Consider the following 15,439-nt stretch of genomic DNA (forward strand, 5'->3'; position numbering starts at 1 on the left):
GAGATGCAATATGCAATGGCGCGAACTTCTGCGGCTTCCGTTGCGAGCCAATGCCGGCTACCACGGTGCCCATGCGTCCCTCTGAGCTCAACCCGCTGTTTGCCTCAGCCCTTTCCCTGCCCGGCATCGGCGCCAAGCTGGAGCGCGTGCTGGCCAAGCTGGTGCGCGGCACCGGAACGGATCGCGGCGGCAGCCGGGCACCGTTGCGGGTGCTCGACCTCATCTGGCACCTCCCCACCGGGCTCATCGACCGCAGCCTCAGGCCCAAGCTCGCCGGATTGCCGCGCTCGGGCATCGTGACCGTCGATGTGGTGATAGGCCGCCACCGGCCCAGCGGCAACCGCCGCGCGCCTTATCGGGTCGAATGCCATGACGATACGGGATCGCTGTCCCTCGTCTTCTTCCATGCCCATGCGGACTATCTCAGGCGGATGCTGCCGGAGGGCGAGCGCCGCCTGATCAGCGGCCGCATCGAGTGGTTCAGCGGCAGCCCGCAGATCGCCCATCCCGACTATATCCTGACCGCCGAGGAAATGGCGGCGCTGCCCCTGCTGGAGCCGGTCTATCCCTTGACTGCGGGACTGGCCCCCAAGGTGCTGCGCAAGGCGATCACGAGCGCCCTGGACACCCTGCCACACTTGCCGGAATGGCAGGACCCGGCGCTGCTCGCCCAAAGGCGCTGGCCGAGCTTCACATCCGCGCTCCGTGCCGTGCACGAGCCCGCGCGGCCAGAAGAGTTGCAGGCCGACAGCCCCGCCCGAGCCAGGCTCGCCTATGACGAGCTGCTCGCCAACCAGCTCGCCCTGAGCCTGGTGCGCCGCCAGCTCAAGCGCGCCAAGGGCCGCGTGACCGCGGGCGACGGCCGCATCCGCGACAGGATCATGGCAGCCCTGCCCTACAGCCTCACCGGTGCGCAGCGCATGGCGCTGGCCGAAATCGCGGGCGACATGGGAAGCGGCGATCGCATGCTGCGCCTGCTGCAAGGCGATGTCGGCTCGGGCAAGACCGTCGTGGCCTTGCTCGCGCTTGCCGCGGCGGCGGAAGCGGGCCTGCAGGGCGCGCTCGTGGCGCCGACCGAGATCCTCGCCCGCCAGCATCTTGAGACCATAGAGCCATTGGCCCAGGCAGCGGGCCTGAGGATCGCCGTCCTCACCGGGCGCGAGTCCGCCAGCACGCGCAAGCCCCTGCTCGAAGCCATGGCCATGGGTGCGGTCGATCTCGTGGTGGGCACCCATGCCTTGTTCCAGGACGATGTGGTCTTCCGCGACCTCGGCCTGGTCGTCATCGACGAGCAACACCGTTTCGGCGTCCACCAGCGCCTGGCGCTGCAGGCCAAGGCCGGTGGCAAGGCCGACATGCTGGTGATGAGCGCAACGCCTATCCCGCGCACCTTGTCGCTCACCCTCTATGGCGACATGGACATATCCCGCCTGACGGAGAAGCCGGCAGGGCGGCAGCCGATCGATACCCGTGTCACCTCGATCGAGCGCATGGACGAGGTGATCGAGGGCTTGCGCCGCGCCTTCAGTAATGGCGCCCGCGCCTACTGGGTGTGCCCGCTGGTCGAGGAAGCAGAAGACGGCGCCGATGACCGCGCCGCGGCGGAGGCAAGATACCGCGCGCTCGAACAGGCCTTTCCCGGCCGGGTCGGCCTGCTGCACGGCCGCATGAAAGCTGCGGAGAAAGACATGGTCATGGCCCGTTTCAAGGCCGGGGAATTGTCGCTACTGGTGGCCACCACCGTGATCGAGGTGGGCGTGAACGTGCCCGAGGCCACCATCATGGTGGTGGAGAATGCCGAGCGTTTCGGCCTTGCCCAGCTGCATCAGCTGCGCGGCCGGGTGGGCCGCGGCGCTGGCCACTCCACCTGTCTTCTGCTCTACCAGCCGCCGCTCAGCGGCACCGCTTCGGCGCGCCTCAAGATCATGCGGCAGACGGAAGACGGCTTCCTCATTGCCGAGGAGGACCTGCGACTGCGTGGCGCGGGCGAGGTGCTGGGTACGCGCCAGTCCGGCCTGCCGAGCTTCCGGGTGGCCGATATCGAGCAGCAGGGCGAGCTCCTCGCCATCGCGCGCAAGGATGCCGCACTCGTCCTGGAGAAGGACCCGGATCTGACCACATCCCGCGGCCAGGCCTTGCGCATGCTGCTCTACCTGTTCGAGCGCGACGAGGCGGTGCGCCTGCTCCGCGCCGGTTAGCGCATTTCGAGCGAAATGGCGACCGGTTCGCGTGAAGGACAGGCTTGCTCGCTTCAAAAATTGAAGTCACTCTGGCAGGCATTGTCCCCTCAGGCCTGGAGAAGCCGATGACCGCCCCCGCCTCGCCCGCCCAAGACAGGTCGCACCCGCTTTATCTCGAGGATTTCGCCGTGGGCGACCGCATCCGCGCCGGCCGGTTCACCATTGCGCCGGCGCTGGCCCACGACTTCGCCGCCCTGTATGACCCGCAGCCCATGCATCTCGACGAGACGGCGGCCCGCGCCTCTCTGTTCGGCGAGCTGGTCGGCAGTGGCTGGCAGACGCTCGCGGTCACCATGCGCCTCATGGTCGATGCGCGTCTGCTCGGCACCACACCGATCATCGGCGCTGAGTTTCGCGAGCTGCGCTTCCACCGGCCGATGCGGCCCGGCGACACGTTGACGGCTGAAGCCGAGGTGCTGGCGGCCCGCGGCTCGCGCAGCAAGCCGGAGCTCGGCTTTCTCGACCTACGGGTGAGGACGTTCAATCAGGATGGTGCGGAACTTCTGACCCAGACCTGGACGCTGGTCGTGCCCAGCCGCTCGGCCGCGTCTACTCCGCCTTCGTGACGAAGCAGGAAAGCCCGCGGGATTTCAGCGAGCGGCAGGCCTTGTCGGCCTCGTTGCGGGTATCGAAACCCGCCACCCGCAAACGGTAGAACACGCCCTTGGCGCCGAGATCCGCACGGATCACCACCGGCTGGAAATCGTTGAGGTCGTCATGCTTGGCGGAGAGCTTCTTCCATACGCCCCAGGCGCTGTCTTCGCTCTGCGCCGAGGACAGCTGAATAAGCCAGCCGGTCGGCGCCGCAGCAGCAACCGCCTGCGCCCCCTTGCTCTGGTCGATCACCGGCGAGGACGGCACCGCATCGCTGGCGACAAGGCCTGCCTCGGCACTGGCCACCTTCACCGGCTGAGCCGTGCCACCATCCGAGGTGGTCGCTACCAGCCGAGCGCTGGTGTGCGCGTCCGTACCCATCGCCTGCTTCCTCGCACGCGGGCCCGTATCGTCCAGCAGGTGGGCGGGCGGAACCGCCGCCTTGGGCATGGCCTTGCTGTCGCCGCCCGCATCCGCCTGCCCCTCTACGCTTGCCCCGACGGAGCCGGTGACGGCGGGCGTCGAGAGGGTCGCCACCCGCTGCGATGCGCTCGAGATCGCCGGTTGCCCCTGGCCGGCAACCGACGCCGGCATGGAACCGCCAAGCGCGGCGAGCTTGTCGCGCGCCTCGGCGAAATCGGGCTTCGTCATCAGGGCGCGGGCAAGCTCATTCTTGGCGTCATCCGGCCGGCCCAGCTCCTCGAACACCATGGCCCTGGCGAAATAGGCGAGATGCGGCCGGTCGAACGCGCTCTCGATGGCCTTGTGGAAATCCGATAGGGCATAGTAGGGCTTCTGGTGCTCGCGCATCACCAAGCCGCGGCTCATATAGGCTTCGGCGAACTCCGGGTTGAGGAACAGCGCGGCGGTGAAGTCCTCCACCGCCAATCCCGGCTGGTTGAGCTTGCGATAGGCAAGGCCGCGGTTATAGAGCGCGATGGACCGCTTGCGCGCATCCAGCACGTCGGCCTTGAGCGCGTTGCTGTAGTCCTCGGCGGCTTTCGCATGCAGGCCCTGCCGCTGGTAGGCAAGCCCGCGGTTGAGCTCGGCACGGACCTTGTCCGCCTTGGGCACGCCCGGCGTGCCGATGATCGCGGTATACTGCTCGATCGCCTGCCTCAGATCGCCCTTGCGCAGGGCTTCGCTTGCGGCGCTCGCCAGTTTCGCGACCGGATCATTCGCAGACGCGGGGTCCACTGCAGCCGGCCCCGCCAAAGCGAGGACCAGCCCAATCAAAATCGTGCTCTGACGCAACCACGCTACCATGCTCATGGGCGCATGATCGCATGGCACGGTTAATGAAACATTGAATCAAATCGATTGCGCGCGTGCGTCAGACGAAATCTACCACAGTATGGTGAAGTGCTTGCGTCTGCTCGTGATCGGTCCCGAAATGAACGGGGCTCCAGGTGTCCCTGTCATGAAGGTGATCAGGGCCGCTCTCCGGTTCGACCCAGCCATTCGGAAAGACCTTGAGCATCTTATGGGTGAGATTGCCGTTTCTGTGATGTGCAGCAAAAACTATTCGGTCTGGAACCTCGTATGCCTTGTTATATTCCAGCTGTGGCGGAAGAGCGAGGTGGTTGCCGACCGATCCGTCTTCAAACACTCTTGCATTCCCGGTTTCAGCAAGGAGAAACCGCGGCATTTGTGAAGGGTTATGGTGTCTCAGAAACCTGGAAAAATCGGCGACGAATCCCGAAGGCAGATCATTCGGATGGGTCTGTGGGTGAACTCTTTCAATGTAGGGCGCAATGAAGTTCACCGTGTGGCGGTTGTTTTCAAGCAGTAAAGGCTGCAGCAGCCGCGCAACGTCGAATCCGGAGAGGCCGTTTACCATTGTCGTCGCGGTGCCGGCCGGCACCGCCGCTTCGCTCATTGTCCTGGAGCCGACAACATCGAACATCGTGTCGGCTCTGATGTGCCCTTTCACGTCGGCGAAGCTGGGGTCCTTCATGAGTTGATCCCCCACCACCCGTAACAGAAGGCGCGGCTCGGGACCATGGCCGTCTGCGCCGGGCAGTGGCAAGCTAAGGCGATTATGGGCGAGCGCCAGTGTTGCCGGGCTCTCGTCCAGAGCGACCACAACTTGCTTGAGATTAATGGGCGGCTTCTTGAACATGCCCGAAATACCACGGGCCCCTCTATCCAAAACATCTAAAATGTCTAGAACAGGCATTGGCATCATGACAAATACTCCAAACCTAAAACGAGGCATGGAATACTGGGGCACTGGGCTATTTCAAATTAAAACCTGGTAATGAAAGACTGCGAGCGCATCCCGGTCTCGGTAGATATGCGCTGGTCGCACAATCAGCCAAGTTGTTGATCTTGTGTTCAATCGTAAAACAGCGTGTAGTACTCGCCTGGCACGGGCCCCAGTATTCCGTCGGTGTCGCCGATAAACGGAAATGCATGGCCACCTGGGGTCACGCCCACAGCGTCACCGTCGGAAAGGTCCAGCAGGTTGTTCAGCGAAGCCGAGCGGGGCTCTGGTAGCTCGCCCAGCGACAGGATTGTATGTCGCTCCAGCGGCCCCGCATCGGCATCGGGCAGGCCATCGCGGATCGCATGCGCATCATGCGGCACGGGCAGGCCGATATCGAGCTTGTAGTGCAGCCATCCGTCCGTTTGGTACTGCGCATGCAGAACCTGCCGGCCGAAATCGGCATCCCATGTTCGCCAGCCCTTGTCCGCGCTGACCGCGGTGACCGCCCGTATGTCGCCCGCCGCGTCCACCGCAACATTGCCAACCTCCGCCGCGAAATGCTCGGGCAACCGATCGTTGCCCGCCGTCCGTCGCAGGCTTTCGGCAAAGTCATACAGGAACCCGGATCCCAGACGGCCCTCCAGTGCCGGAGGAGGTGGCTCGACATGGCTGCCGATAAAATTGACCGAGCCCACGCCGCCCTTGGGCAGCAGCGGCGCGACCAGCTCCGCAATCTGATCTGGCGAAAGTTGGCTCACTTGCCCCTCGTGCCCGGTCGCCGGCGCATATCCCCGCCCGACGATGTCGAAGCGGGTAAAGCTGTCGACAATTGGCAGCCCGTCCACCGATCGCACATCCGGCGTGAGCCGCCATTGCTCCCGGTCCAGGCCAAACAGGATGCGCGCGCCATTGTCATAGCGCAGGTTATCCGAGCGCGTTGGCCCGATCACCGGTGCCTCCAGGAGGCGCCTGGCGGCGACGTCCACGGGCCAGTCGCTTTCCAGGGCGATCACCACCCGGCTGGCATAGGTGGGCCCGAAAGCGGGCGGTTCGGCAGGCAGTTGCGGTTTCTGAGCGAGCATGTGCGTGTCCTCGAACGGCCCCCACGTGAGGCAGCTATCGGATAGCGCATGGCATCGCAACCATGGATTGCATTATCTCCACAAGCACCGCTTACATGCAGAAATCGCTCCCCCGTCCGAGCCCCGGATCGGGCAACAGATGCATGCCCGCTTCGGTGAGCGTCGGGTCGAGGGGCGGCTCTCGCAGCGGATGGGCTTCTGGCTCCACGGTAGGGCGATCGTCTTCCGCCGTCGCAGCCTGCCTCAGCGGCACGCGTTCCAGCGGACCGGCATCTGCGTCCGGCAGACCATTCCTCAGCAAGTTCGAAGGCTCGCCCTCGGGCATGGTATCGATGATGCGGTAGCGCATCTGTCCGTCGACCAGGCGCACCTCCATCGTGATGCGGCCGTAGTCCTCGGCCCAAGTCGTCCACCCCCCGCCATTGACGGCATGCACGCCGCGAATTTGCCCCTCGCGGTCCACGGCCACATTACCGAGTTCGGCGGTGATGACGTTCGGCATCGCGCCGTCTCCCACCCGCATGCGCAGGCCCATCACCAGCTCGTATAGGAAACCGCCGGTCAGCTGCCCCTCTCGGGCGCTGCGGTCAACCTCCACATGGCTTGCCACGATCGAGAGCTGCTCGATGCCGTGCTCAGGCAGCAGCGGCGCAACCATTTCGGCGAGCTGAAAGCCGGTAAGCCGGCTCACCTGCCCGGCGCGGCACCCGCCGATCTCCCCGCGACCGACGATGTCGATGCGCGTGTTCTCATCCGCCCTCAATCCATCCACCGGGGTGGTTGGCCGCAGACCACCCCCGTTGCGATCATAGACATAGCCTACATTCTGCCCGCCGGCATAGCCGGCGATCGAGCCGGGATTGCAGTCGTCGACAAAGCGCTCGACGATCCGGTTCGCCGCCTCCATGACCGGCCAGGTATCTTCCAGGGCGATGATGATCTTGTTGATCAAGCCCTTGCGCGGCATAGGCTCTTTGGGAAGCCACGGCGGATTGGTGATAAGTCGATAAAGCGTTGAATAGAACATCGAGAGGGACCCCTTATCCCCAGCCCACGGGGAACCTCTACGGATGCTGACACCGACGCCGCAATGCCTAATCCGACAAAGCAGCCCGCAGGTCCTGAATAAGGTCCTCCGGCTCCTCCAGCCCCACCGACAGGCGCAGCATCCCCTCGGTGATCCCCATTGTCGCTCTCGCCTCTTCGCCGATATTGCGGTGGGTCGTGCTGGCGGGATGCGTGATCAGGGATTTGGCATCGCCCAGATTGTTGGAGATGTCGATGAGCTTGAGTCGGCGCAGCATAGAAAACGCGCGCTCCCGGCCTCCTGTCACGAAGAAGCTCACCAGCGTGCCGCCCGCTGTCATCTGCCGCATGGCGAGCTCATGCTGCGGGTGCGACGGCAGCCCGGGATAGAGCACGCGCTCCACCCCCGGCGCTTGCGCCAGCGCCCGCGCGATCCGCTCGGCGGCCGAACACTGTGCCATCACGCGCAGCTTCAGCGTCTCCAGCCCCTTGAGCAGCACCCAGGCATTGAACGGGCTCAACGCAGGTCCGGTATGTCGCAGGAACGGCTTGAGCTCCTCTTCCTTGAACTGCCGGGTCGAAAGCACGGCTCCGCCCAGGCAGCGCCCCTGCCCGTCGATATGCTTGGTGCCGGAATAGACGACGATGTCGGCACCGAATGCCAGCGGCTTCTGCAGAATGGGCGTTGCGAACACATTGTCGACCACCACCCGCGCGCCATGACCATGAGCGATCTCCGTAACCGCCGCCAGGTCGATCACCTCCAGCCCCGGATTGGACGGCGTCTCAAGGAACACGCAGCGCGTGTTCGGCTTGAAGGCCCGCGCCCACTGATCGAGGTCGGCCCCGTCCACCAGCGTATAGTCCACCCCGAAGCGCGGCAGGATGGTGGTGATGATCTGATAGCACGAGCCGAACAGAGCGCGCGATGCCACCACGTGATCGCCCGCCTTCACCTGGCAGGCCAGCGCCCCGAACACCGCCGCCATGCCGCTCGCTGTGGCATAGCAGGCCTCCGCACCCTCGATCAGCCGCAGCCGCTCCTCGAACATGGTTACGGTCGGGTTGCCGTAGCGGGCATAGACATAACCCTCCGCCTCGCCCGCAAAGCGGGCCGCTGCGGTTTCGGCATCGGGATAGACGAAGCCGGAATTGAGATAGAGCGCCTCGGCAGTTTCCCCATGCGGCGAGCGGTCGGTTCCGCCGCGCACCAGGCGGGTGGCTTCGCCCCATCGTGCCGCGGGGTTCGAATCGGGCTTATCGCTCACGGGGTCACCTCAGCTCTGCACCCAGGGCAGGCCGGCACGCTTCCAGCCGTTGATCTGGCCCCGATGGCCCTCGCTGTCCCGATCACCCTCGAAGCCACCCGCCACATTATAGGCGTTCTCGAAGCCGGCAGCCGCCAGGGCCGACGCTGCCGCGGCCGAGCGCGCGCCTGAGCGGCACAGCAGGAACACCTTGTCGGTTTCCGCCACGCCGGCCGCGCGCACCTGGTCGACGAATTGGCCGTTCACCTGCATCGTCGGGTATTGCTGCCACGAGAGGCGCAGGAGCCGGTCGACGGCAGGAAGGCCGACAAAGGCCCATTCCGGCTCGGTGCGCACGTCGATCAGTACGGCATCATCGCTGCCCGTCAGCGCCTCGAAAGCCTGTTCGGGCGTCACATCACCCTTATACATCTGCAGCCCTTCCCAGTCGTTCGTTTTTCAGAACATTCATTCTATAGGCAAGACACGAGCCTACGCCAACAGGCGGCCGGTCGCACTGGGACATTTTTTCTGCGTTTCCGGACTTTCATCCCGATGAGAGGGTCGGCTACTGTCGCGCCAACGCAGGCTCACCTCTTCTGGATCGAAGTCCATGGCAAAGCAGCTCCCGCAACGCGCCGATGTGGTCATCATTGGTGGCGGCATCGTCGGTTGTTCCATCGCCTATCACCTGACGCGCCTCGGTATCACGAATGTGGTGCTGCTGGAGCGCAAGCAGCTCACCTGCGGCACCACCTGGCATGCGGCGGGGCTGGTCGGGCAGCTTCGCGCCACGCGCAACCTCACCGAGCTTGCCAAATACACGACCGAGTTGTTCCGCACCCTGGAGGCGGAGACCGGCACCGCCACCGGTTTTAAGCAGAACGGCTCCATCGGCGTGGCGCTCACCGAGGGGCGCCTCGAGGAATTCCTGCGCGGTGCCTCGATGGGCCGCAATTTCGGCCTCGAGGTGCATGTCCTGCGGCCCGGCGAGATCAAGGAGCGGCTGCCTCATCTCAATATGGAGGGCGTGGTCGGCGGCGTATTCCTGCCCAATGACGGCCAGATCAATCCCATCGATGCCACCCAGGCCTTCGCCGCCGGTGCCCGCCAGAAGGGGGCGAAGATCTTTGAGAACACCAAGGTCGAGCGGGTGCTGGTCGAGAACGGGCGCGCTGTCGGCGTGGTAACTCCGGACGGCGAGATCCGGGCCGACAAGGTGGTGATCGCCGCCGGCATGTGGTCGCGCGAGCTGGCCAAGCCGTTGGGCGTGCATCTACCGCTCCATGCGGCCGAGCATTTCTACATCGTCACCGAGGCGATCGCCGAATTGCCGCGCGACATGCCGGTCACGCGTATTCCCGACGAACATGCCTATTACAAGGAAGATGCGGGCAAGCTCCTGCTCGGCGCCTTCGAGCCCAATGCCAAGCCCTGGGGCATGGAGGGTATTGCCGATGACCACGCCTTCGAGACCTTGCCGCCGGATCTCGAGCACTTCGAGCCGGTGCTCGAGTTCGCGGTCTCGCGCATGCCGATGCTGGAGACCGCCGGCATCTCCCTGTTTTTCAACGGGCCTGAGAGCTTCACGCCCGATGACCGCTACCTCCTGGGCGAAACCCCAACCGTGCGCGACCTGTTCGTGGCGACCGGCTTCAACTCGATCGGCATCCAGTCCTCCGGCGGCGTCGGCAAAGTGCTGAGCGAGTGGATCCGCGACGGCCATCCGCCGCTCGACCTCAACGACGTCGATGTCAGGCGCATGCACCCGTTCCAGAGCAACGCCAGGTATCTGCACGACCGCACCACGGAGACGCTCGGCCTGCTCTATGCCATGCACTGGCCCTATCGCCAGGTGGAAAGCGCGCGCGGGGTGCGCCGCTCGCCCTTCCATGACCGGCTGGTGGCGGCGGGCGCCTGCATGGGCGAGATGGGCGGCTGGGAGCGGCCCAACTGGTTTGCGGCCCCCGGCTCGCATCCGAAATACGAGTATTCCTATGGCCGTCAGAACTGGTTCGACAATACCGGTGCCGAATGCCGGGCCCTGCGTGATGCGGTGGCCCTGTTCGATCAGTCGAGCTTTGCCAAGTTCCTGGTGCAGGGCCGCGACGCGGCAAAGGTGCTCAACCGCATATCGGCCAACAACGTCGACGTCGCCCCCGGCCGGCTGGTCTATACCCAGTGGCTCAACGAGCGCGGCGGCATCGAAGCGGACCTGACGGTCACCCGCCTCAGCGAAACCGAGTTCATGGTGGTGACCGGCGGTGCCAACCAGATCCGCGACCTCACCTGGCTCAGGCGCCACATCCCCGATGATGCCCATTGCACGGTGACCGACATCACCGCCGGCCTGCCCATGCTTGGGCTGATGGGACCGAACAGCCGCGCCCTGCTGCAGACGCTTTCGGGCGAGGACCTCACCAATGCCGCCTTCCCCTTCGGCGCGTCCAAGGAGATCGAGATCGGCTATGCCCGGGTGCGCGCCTCCCGCGTCACCTATGTGGGCGAGCTCGGCTGGGAGCTCTACATCCCCGGCGAGTTCGCCGCCCATGTGTTCGACACCATCGTCGCGGCAGGCAAGGACTATGGTCTCGCCCATGCCGGCTATCACGCCATGAACTCGGCCCGCATGGAGAAGGGCTACCGCCATTGGGGCCACGACATCGCCGAGGAGGACACGCCCATTGAGGCGGGCCTTGGCTTTGCCGTCGCCTGGGACAAGCCGGGCGGCTTCATTGGCCGCGAGGCGCTGGTGAAGCAGCGCGAGGCCGGCACGCCCAAGCGGCGCATGGTGGCGATCGCGCTGGACGACGACGGCCCCGACGCACCGCTCATGTATCACGAGGAGCCCATCCTCAAGGACGGCCGCATCATCGGCGCCACCACCAGCGGCATGTGGGGCCACCGCATCGATAAATCGCTGGCGCTGGGCTATGTCAGCCATCCTGAGGGGGTCACCGCGGATTTCCTGAAGGATGGCGGGTTCGAGGTGGAGATCGCCTGGAGGCGCTATCCTGCCAGGCTGCAGCTGCAGCCCTTCTACGACCCAAAGGGCGAACGCATAAAGGCCTGAGCCGGTGGTTGCCTCGGGCGCGCCGGGCAACTACCTTGGCCGCCATGAGCACATATCAGCCAATCCACGTGATCGGCGGCGGCCTCGCCGGCGCCGAGGCCACCTGGCAGATCGCCCAGGCCGGGCTGCCCGTCATCCTGCACGAGATGCGGCCCCTGCGCGGCACGGAGGCCCATCATACCGGTGGCCTGGCGGAGCTCGTCTGCTCCAACTCCTTCCGCTCGGATGATGCGGAAACCAACGCGGTCGGCGTGCTCCATGCCGAGATGCGCCGGGCCGGCTCGCTCATCATGCAAGCGGCCGACGCGCACCAGGTGCCAGCCGGCGGCGCGCTGGCCGTGGACCGGGTCGGCTTCTCCGAGGCCGTCACAGCCGCCCTGGCCAGCCACCCGCTGGTGACCATAGAGCGTGGCGAGGTCGCCGCCCTGCCGCCCGCGGAGTGGGACAGCGTCATCATCGCCACCGGCCCCCTCACCTCCCCGGCCCTGGCCGAGGCCATCCTGAGCCTCACCGGCGAGACGGCGCTCGCCTTCTTCGATGCGATCGCCCCGATCGTCTATAAGGACACGATCGATTTCTCCAAGGCGTGGTTCCAATCGCGCTATGACAAGCCCGGCCCGGGCGGCACTGGCGCCGACTATATCAATTGCCCCCTCACCCGCGAGCAATACTACGCCTTCATCGAGGCGCTGCTGGCCGGCGATAAGACGGCGTTCAAGGACTGGGAGCAGGATACGCCTTATTTCGACGGCTGCCTGCCCATCGAGGTAATGGCCGAGCGCGGACCCGACACCCTGCGCCACGGGCCGCTCAAGCCCTTCGGCCTCACCAACGCGCATGCGCCCGACCAGAAGCCTTACGCGGTGGTGCAGCTCCGGCAGGATAATGCCCTAGGCACCCTCTACAACATGGTCGGCTTCCAAACCAAGCTGAAGCACGCCGAGCAGGTGCGCATCTTCCGCACCATCCCCGGCCTGGAAAAGGCAGACTTCGCGCGGCTCGGCGGCCTGCACCGCAACACCTTCCTCAACAGCCCCAAGCTGCTCGATGGTATGTTGCGGCTCACGGCGATGCCGCGCCTACGCTTTGCCGGCCAGATCACCGGGGTCGAGGGCTACGTGGAAAGCGCCGCCACCGGCCTCATGGCCGGGCGCTTCGCCGCCGCCGAGCGCCTGGGCCAGCCCGCCGCGCCGCCACCGCCCACCACGGCGCACGGCGCGCTGCTCTCTCATATCACCGGCGGGCACCTTGCCGAGGATGCAGGCTTCGGCCCCCGCTCGTTCCAGCCCATGAACGTGAATTTCGGCCTGTTCCCGGATATTGCCATTCCCCGTCCGCCAGGCCAGCGCCTGCGCGGCCGCGCCAAGCAGCTCGCCAGGAAACGCGCGCTCGCCGCCCGCGCGCTGGCCGATTTCGGCACATGGCTGGGCGGCGGCCATAGGGTCGCCGCGGAGTAGGTCCGTGTGTTCTGAGTATAGGACGATTGTTTTTTATTCCGGCGGCGGCTAAACAAACCACGATCTTGTCTAGCCGACCGGGAAAGCCGTTGCACGGTCGCTCGAGTGGAGGAAATCATGGCTGAAGGAAGTGTGGGCTTCGACACCTTGGCGATCCATGCCGGTGCCCAGCCCGACCCCGCAACCGGCGCGCGCATAACCCCGATCTATCAGACCACGTCCTATGTCTTCGAGGACGTGGACCACGCCGCGGCCCTGTTCGGCCTCGAAGCCTTCGGCAATATCTATACCCGCATCAACAACCCCACCCAGTCGGTGCTGGAGGCGAAGGTCGCAGCCCTCGAGGGCGGCACCGCTGCGCTCGCTGTCGCCTCGGGCCATGCGGCGCAGATGCTGGTCTTTCACACCCTGCTCCAGCCGGGCGACGAGTTCATTGCCACCCGCCAGCTCTATGGCGGCTCCATCAATCAGTTCAACCACTCCTTCAAGAAGTTCGGCTGGCAGGTGAAGTGGGTCGACAGTGGCGACATCGCCGCCATCGAGCGGGCGGTGAGCCCGAAGACCAAGGCCATCTTCGCGGAATCGATCGCCAATCCCGGCGGCCGGCTCACCGATCTTGAGGCCATTGCGGGCGTCGCCAAGCGTGCCGGCGTGCCCTTCATCGTCGACAACACGCTCGCCACGCCCTACCTCATCAAACCCATCGAGTTCGGCGCCGATATCGTGGTGCATTCGCTCACCAAGTTCCTCGGCGGCCACGGCAATTCGATCGGCGGAATCCTGGTCGATGCCGGCACGTTCGATTGGTCCAAGGACAACAAATATCCCAGCCTGTCGGAGCCCTCGCCCAGCTATAACGGCCTCAAGCTCCACGAGACCTTCGGCAACATCGCCTTTGCCATTGCCGCGCGCGTGCTGGGCCTGCGCGATCTCGGGCCGGCGATCTCGCCGTTCAATGCCTTTCTGATCCTCACCGGCATCGAGACATTGAGCCTACGCATGCAGCGCCATTGCGACAACACGCTGGCCGTGGCCAAATTCCTGAAGAACCACCCTGCCGTCAGCTGGGTGTCCTATGCCGGCCTGCCCGAGGCGCCCGACCACGCACTCCAGCAGAAATACTCGCCCAAGGGCGCGGGCGCCGTGCTCACCTTCGGCGTCAAGGGCGGCTATGAGGCCGGCATCAGGCTCGTGAGCAAGGTCGAGCTGTTCAGCCACCTCGCCAATATCGGCGACACCCGCTCGCTCATCATCCATCCGGCCTCCACCACCCACCGCCAGCTCACCGATGAGCAGAAGATCGCCGCCGGCGCCGGCCCGGACGTGGTGCGCCTGTCGGTCGGCATCGAGGATGTGAAGGACCTGATCGCCGATCTCGATCAGGCGCTGAAGGCTGAGTGAACCCGAGGCTGCTGCACCGGCGCATAGAGCGTCCGGTGCAGGTGCCAGATCGCGGCGCCGAACAGGATGACGGCGCCCGCCTGATGCACCAACCCCAGCCATAACGGCACCTGGTGCAGCAGCGTCACGATGCCGCCGAAGGCCTGGAGCAGCACCAGACCGACCACCACCATGGCGGATCGGATCACGGGCCGGTTGTTAAAAGACCGCCACAGCATCGCCGCGTGCACCAGCGCCACCAGCGTGATCACATACGCCAGCATGCGGTGGTTGAACTGCACCGTCATGGCGTTCTCGAAGGCATTGAGCCACCACGGGCTCATATGCAGCAGCCCCTGCGGAACGAAGGCCCCGTCCATGAGCGGCCAGGTATTGTAGCCCATCCCCGCATCGAGCCCCGCAACGAGCCCGCCCAGCAGCACCTGCAGGAAAATCAGCGCCACCAGCCATTTGGCGCCGTGCTGGCCCGGTTGCCGTGGCAGGCGCTGCGCCTCCGTCTCCCCGAGCCGCAGCACCGTCCGCAAAATCATCCCGAAAATGAGCACCGCCAGGCCGAGATGGGCCGCGAGGCGATACTGGCTGACGCTGGTGCGCTCGGCAAGGCCGCTGGCCACCATGTACCAGCCCAGCGCGCCCTGCAGCCCGCCGAGAATGAAAATGGCCGCGAGCCGCGGCACCATGGCCCGCTCGATCCGGCCGGTGAACCAGAAGAACAGGAACGGCACCAGGAACACCACCCCGATGATCCGGCCGAAGAACCGATGCGCCCATTCCCACCAGTAAATGAACTGGAATTCCTCCAGGCTCATGCCCTTGTTGATGAGCTGGTATTGCGGGATCTGCCGATATTTCTCAAACGCCTCTAGCCAGTCCGCATGGCTGAGCGGTGGAATGGCGCCGAGCAGTGGCTTCCACTCGGTGATCGACAGGCCGGACTCGGTCAGCCGCGTCGCGCCGCCCACCGTCACGATGGCGAGAACCAGCAGGGCCACGAGAATGAGCCACGCGCGGACATAAGGTCGCGCCTGTACCTGTTTGGCAGAGGCCCCGCGCAATTCGAGGCTTGACGAAGTCGTGGCGGTCTCGGACATAGGCCTTCGAGTAGAATGC

12 protein-coding genes are annotated in these 15,439 nt (G+C 65.4%); 5 read left to right on the top strand and 7 right to left on the bottom strand.

What is annotated here, in order from left to right; genetic code table 11:
- Positions 1 to 71: 71 nt before the first annotated feature.
- Both recG and E4P09_RS16475 read left to right on the top strand, forming a co-directional pair.
- Positions 72 to 2,198, top strand: a complete 2,127-nt coding sequence (gene recG / locus E4P09_RS16470) for an ATP-dependent DNA helicase RecG (protein WP_137390828.1) — start codon at positions 72 to 74, stop codon at positions 2,196 to 2,198.
- 107 nt (positions 2,199 to 2,305) lie between these two features.
- Positions 2,306 to 2,806, top strand: a complete 501-nt coding sequence (locus tag E4P09_RS16475) for a MaoC family dehydratase (protein ID WP_137390688.1) — start codon at positions 2,306 to 2,308, stop codon at positions 2,804 to 2,806.
- Here the strand turns inward: E4P09_RS16475 and E4P09_RS16480 are convergent.
- From E4P09_RS16480 to E4P09_RS16505, 6 genes are all read right to left on the bottom strand, one after another.
- Positions 2,790 to 4,031, bottom strand: a complete 1,242-nt coding sequence (locus tag E4P09_RS16480; protein WP_170984468.1) for an SPOR domain-containing protein — start codon at positions 4,029 to 4,031, stop codon at positions 2,790 to 2,792. The two genes, E4P09_RS16475 and E4P09_RS16480, sit on opposite strands and share 17 nt — an antisense overlap.
- A gap of 136 nt (positions 4,032 to 4,167) precedes the next feature.
- Positions 4,168 to 5,022: a hypothetical protein gene (locus tag E4P09_RS16485; protein ID WP_137390690.1), complete on the bottom strand. Its 855-nt coding sequence runs from the start codon at positions 5,020 to 5,022 to the stop codon at positions 4,168 to 4,170.
- A 149-nt stretch (positions 5,023 to 5,171) separates the two neighbouring features.
- The gene (locus tag E4P09_RS16490) at positions 5,172 to 6,125 is read right to left on the bottom strand and encodes a hypothetical protein (RefSeq protein ID WP_137390691.1); all 954 of its coding nucleotides are present in this window, start codon (positions 6,123 to 6,125) and stop codon (positions 5,172 to 5,174) included.
- Positions 6,126 to 6,216: 91 nt separating this feature from the next.
- On the bottom strand, positions 6,217 to 7,152 hold the full coding sequence (locus E4P09_RS16495) for a hypothetical protein (protein WP_137390692.1): 936 nt from the start codon (positions 7,150 to 7,152) through the stop codon (positions 6,217 to 6,219).
- Between the two features lie 67 nt (positions 7,153 to 7,219).
- Positions 7,220 to 8,419 carry an O-succinylhomoserine sulfhydrylase gene (metZ, locus tag E4P09_RS16500; protein ID WP_137390693.1) on the bottom strand — a complete coding sequence of 400 codons (1,200 nt, stop codon included), beginning with the start codon at positions 8,417 to 8,419 and terminating at the stop codon, positions 7,220 to 7,222.
- A gap of 9 nt (positions 8,420 to 8,428) precedes the next feature.
- On the bottom strand, positions 8,429 to 8,830 hold the full coding sequence (locus E4P09_RS16505) for a rhodanese-like domain-containing protein (RefSeq protein ID WP_137390694.1): 402 nt from the start codon (positions 8,828 to 8,830) through the stop codon (positions 8,429 to 8,431).
- Between the two features lie 181 nt (positions 8,831 to 9,011).
- Here E4P09_RS16505 and E4P09_RS16510 point away from each other — a divergent pair, with 181 nt between their 5' ends.
- The 3 genes from E4P09_RS16510 to E4P09_RS16520 all read left to right on the top strand — a co-directional run bounded on the left by E4P09_RS16510 (position 9,012) and on the right by E4P09_RS16520 (position 14,329).
- On the top strand, positions 9,012 to 11,471 hold the full coding sequence (locus tag E4P09_RS16510; RefSeq protein WP_137390695.1) for a GcvT family protein: 2,460 nt from the start codon (positions 9,012 to 9,014) through the stop codon (positions 11,469 to 11,471).
- A gap of 44 nt (positions 11,472 to 11,515) precedes the next feature.
- Positions 11,516 to 12,928 carry a methylenetetrahydrofolate--tRNA-(uracil(54)-C(5))-methyltransferase (FADH(2)-oxidizing) TrmFO gene (gene trmFO, locus E4P09_RS16515; protein ID WP_137390696.1) on the top strand — a complete coding sequence of 471 codons (1,413 nt, stop codon included), beginning with the start codon at positions 11,516 to 11,518 and terminating at the stop codon, positions 12,926 to 12,928.
- A 117-nt stretch (positions 12,929 to 13,045) separates the two neighbouring features.
- A complete protein-coding gene (locus E4P09_RS16520) occupies positions 13,046 to 14,329 on the top strand; it encodes an O-acetylhomoserine aminocarboxypropyltransferase (RefSeq protein WP_137390697.1) in 1,284 nt (427 codons plus the stop codon).
- On the opposite strand, the gene E4P09_RS16525 is transcribed toward E4P09_RS16520, so the two are convergent.
- On the bottom strand, positions 14,308 to 15,420 hold the full coding sequence (locus E4P09_RS16525; RefSeq protein ID WP_137390698.1) for a COX15/CtaA family protein: 1,113 nt from the start codon (positions 15,418 to 15,420) through the stop codon (positions 14,308 to 14,310). The genes E4P09_RS16520 and E4P09_RS16525 overlap by 22 nt on opposite strands.
- Between the last annotated feature and the right edge of the window lie 19 nt (positions 15,421 to 15,439).

Source organism: Rhodoligotrophos defluvii (genome assembly GCF_005281615.1).
Classification (GTDB): domain Bacteria; phylum Pseudomonadota; class Alphaproteobacteria; order Rhizobiales; family Im1; genus Rhodoligotrophos; species Rhodoligotrophos defluvii.

Bases quoted from the DNA above. Each gene is read 5' to 3' on its own strand.
- E4P09_RS16505 (WP_137390694.1), bottom strand. From the start codon at position 8,830: ATGTATAAGGGTGATGTGACGCCCGAACAGGCTTTCGAGGCGCTGACG.
- E4P09_RS16520 (WP_137390697.1), top strand. From the start codon at position 13,046: ATGGCTGAAGGAAGTGTGGGCTTCGACACCTTGGCGATCCATGCCGGT.
- E4P09_RS16485 (WP_137390690.1), bottom strand. From the start codon at position 5,022: ATGATGCCAATGCCTGTTCTAGACATTTTAGATGTTTTGGATAGAGGG.
- trmFO (WP_137390696.1), top strand. From the start codon at position 11,516: ATGAGCACATATCAGCCAATCCACGTGATCGGCGGCGGCCTCGCCGGC.
- E4P09_RS16495 (WP_137390692.1), bottom strand. From the start codon at position 7,152: ATGTTCTATTCAACGCTTTATCGACTTATCACCAATCCGCCGTGGCTT.
- E4P09_RS16490 (WP_137390691.1), bottom strand. From the start codon at position 6,125: ATGCTCGCTCAGAAACCGCAACTGCCTGCCGAACCGCCCGCTTTCGGG.
- E4P09_RS16510 (WP_137390695.1), top strand. From the start codon at position 9,012: ATGGCAAAGCAGCTCCCGCAACGCGCCGATGTGGTCATCATTGGTGGC.
- E4P09_RS16475 (WP_137390688.1), top strand. From the start codon at position 2,306: ATGACCGCCCCCGCCTCGCCCGCCCAAGACAGGTCGCACCCGCTTTAT.
- E4P09_RS16525 (WP_137390698.1), bottom strand. From the start codon at position 15,420: ATGTCCGAGACCGCCACGACTTCGTCAAGCCTCGAATTGCGCGGGGCC.
- recG (WP_137390828.1), top strand. From the start codon at position 72: ATGCGTCCCTCTGAGCTCAACCCGCTGTTTGCCTCAGCCCTTTCCCTG.